Origin of the sequence: Chitinophaga sp. (assembly GCF_036566945.1) — a bacterium.
Lineage (GTDB): Bacteria > Bacteroidota > Bacteroidia > Chitinophagales > Chitinophagaceae > Chitinophaga.
On the sequence record NZ_DATCVJ010000381.1, the window covers coordinates 1 to 1,901 of the forward strand.

At 51.9% G+C, this 1,901-nt stretch carries 6 protein-coding genes; all 6 read left to right on the forward strand.

All coding sequences use genetic code 11. The features are described 5' to 3' along the window. Nucleotides 1–251, forward strand: a 251-nt coding sequence (locus tag VIP81_RS11215) for a hypothetical protein (protein WP_331959985.1), incomplete at its 5' end; no start/stop codon positions are given. A gap of 34 nt (nt 252–285) precedes the next feature. Next, nucleotides 286–741 carry a hypothetical protein gene (locus tag VIP81_RS11220; RefSeq protein ID WP_331959987.1) on the forward strand — a complete coding sequence of 152 codons (456 nt, stop codon included), beginning with the start codon at nt 286–288 and terminating at the stop codon, nt 739–741. 14 nt (nt 742–755) lie between these two features. After that, a complete protein-coding gene (locus VIP81_RS11225; RefSeq protein WP_331959989.1) occupies nt 756–947 on the forward strand; it encodes a hypothetical protein in 192 nt (63 codons plus the stop codon). Nucleotides 948–1,027: 80 nt separating this feature from the next. Then, a complete protein-coding gene (locus tag VIP81_RS11230) occupies nt 1,028–1,255 on the forward strand; it encodes a hypothetical protein (protein WP_103948031.1) in 228 nt (75 codons plus the stop codon). A 1-nt stretch (nt 1,256) separates the two neighbouring features. After that, entirely contained in the window at nt 1,257–1,415 is a 159-nt protein-coding gene (locus VIP81_RS11235; protein ID WP_165790657.1) for a hypothetical protein, read from the forward strand. 2 nt (nt 1,416–1,417) lie between these two features. Then, nucleotides 1,418–1,901, forward strand: a 484-nt coding sequence (locus tag VIP81_RS11240) for a hypothetical protein (protein WP_331959998.1), incomplete at its 3' end; no start/stop codon positions are given.

A 1,901-nucleotide genomic window follows, 5' to 3' on the forward strand; every position in this document is an offset into this window, starting at 1 on the left:
ATGGTGATTTTGTGGAGAAGTGCATTTTGTCCGCGCTTAAGAATGACGACCCGGTTTATGTTGTAGGCGTTGCGTTTTATGCCGGGCGCAAACGTATTAGTGACATAGCGCGGTATCTTCAGAGAGTCGCTCCTTGGTTAACCCGAAAGCAGGCGGAAGACCGGGTGAGGTGGTGTGTATCACATTTTAGCAGTGCGGTTTTTCTGTCGATGAAAGCTGAGATAAAAAGGGTCCGTGAAAATAAACCTTGAAAACAGGTAAAAATAGTCGATAATTCAGTCATGCTTGGCAGAGCTGCACCGTGATGGCAGTGATAATAAGCAACAACAATTTGAAACCTCGCTTTGGCGGGGTTTTTTATTATCTGACGATCCTGCGCGGCCTCCCTGGCTGTCTGGTTTCACGATATGCAGAAGGCCCACGCTAGCGCGTGGGCTTTTTGCTATCTGGAGTTTTCCCATGAAAAAAATGATTACCGTCTTGTCTGGCGTTGTTATCGCCTGCGCGCTATCCGGCTGCGTTAGCGGAGCGCTGCATACGCAGCAAGAAAAAGAACGTTCTGCGCTGAGCAATAAACAACAGGCAGACCGAGAGGTTGATCGCTCTGAAAAAGCGCTGGTGGTTTCTACTGCTGTCACAGCCGACGCTGCCCATCGGCTGAAGCTGGCGAAGCAAAAACAGGCGGGCGCGAATACTGAGCTGCAAAGCGTTCTGTTCCCGACCGCTGACGTATCGTTTTAATCCACGGAGATAACATGGATTTTAAAAACTTATCTGAATTGGGCCAGGCGCAAGCGTGCATAGCACTGTCGCAATTAATTGCTACGAATGGATTTAACCTAAGCGAAGAAAAAGCAAAGGATCTCGGGGTGCGGGTAGCCCAGTCGTTTATTGCGATGGAGAGCTATGACGGCGCTCCTGACGATGAAAGAAAGCGAAAGGATTAATGCCCTACGTTTTGCATGATTTTTTCGTAATTCACATTCAACACCGACAACTAATTTCACAGTGAAATAACGATATCCATATGAAAAAGAAAAACAGGCGTCTGTTAATCAACGGGCTGCTGGTGGCCGCTATTGCATCGATGGCCGCCTGTTCTGCAGTGTCGTTCACCCATGTCAACGGCGCGAAAGGCCAGGGGGTTACTAACGCAGAAGTGCAGCCAAACAATACGGTAGTCGTGACGTATCCGAACGGCTCCGCGTGCATCGATACCAACCCCGGCGAAAGCCAGGTCTGCAAAGGAAACTGATATGCGAACGCTGATGCTGTGTCTGGCGTTGTCGTGTTTGCTCACCGGCTGCGTGTCTCAGCGATACCTCGGCGTGCAAATCAGTTCAACGGACCAGATGAGTTTTACCCGCGTGCTGGTGAACGGCAATGCGGTAGTGGTTTGCCAGGTAGGGGAGTAATTATGTCCATAGAAAAACCAGCCCGTACTCTGGGCGAACAATCCGGCGGCGGGGGAACTGTGACGGTCGCCGGGATCACCGACGCAACGTACCTCGGCAAAGACATTCTGCTGACGGTCGATGTGCCGACACTGCTTGCGCTGATATCGGCGCTGGGTTCCAGCGGCGACCAGGTCCTGGACGGAAAACTTCAGCTCAACCACCAGTTGGTGCTTAAGTCCGTGCAGCAGACGGATGCCAACGTTATCGCGTTCTATTTTGGCGAGGATGACGGAGTAATTGACGTCGCTATCAAGGCAACCGGTACTGTCGACAATCGCGGCCAGATCGCGATTAGCGTCCGTGACGACACCGGAAACCTGATAAATGCGCTGACGGTGGACGGGGCCAGCAAAGCCGTGCTGTTCCAGCCTGGCTACAAAGTTCATATCGGTAACAGTGCGGTGGACATCAGCAAAATCACGCCGTTCGGCGGCCAGCTGCTGG

Bases quoted from the DNA above. Each gene is read 5' to 3' on its own strand.
- VIP81_RS11235 (WP_165790657.1), top strand. From the start codon at position 1,257: ATGCGAACGCTGATGCTGTGTCTGGCGTTGTCGTGTTTGCTCACCGGC.
- VIP81_RS11230 (WP_103948031.1), top strand. From the start codon at position 1,028: ATGAAAAAGAAAAACAGGCGTCTGTTAATCAACGGGCTGCTGGTGGCC.
- VIP81_RS11225 (WP_331959989.1), top strand. From the start codon at position 756: ATGGATTTTAAAAACTTATCTGAATTGGGCCAGGCGCAAGCGTGCATA.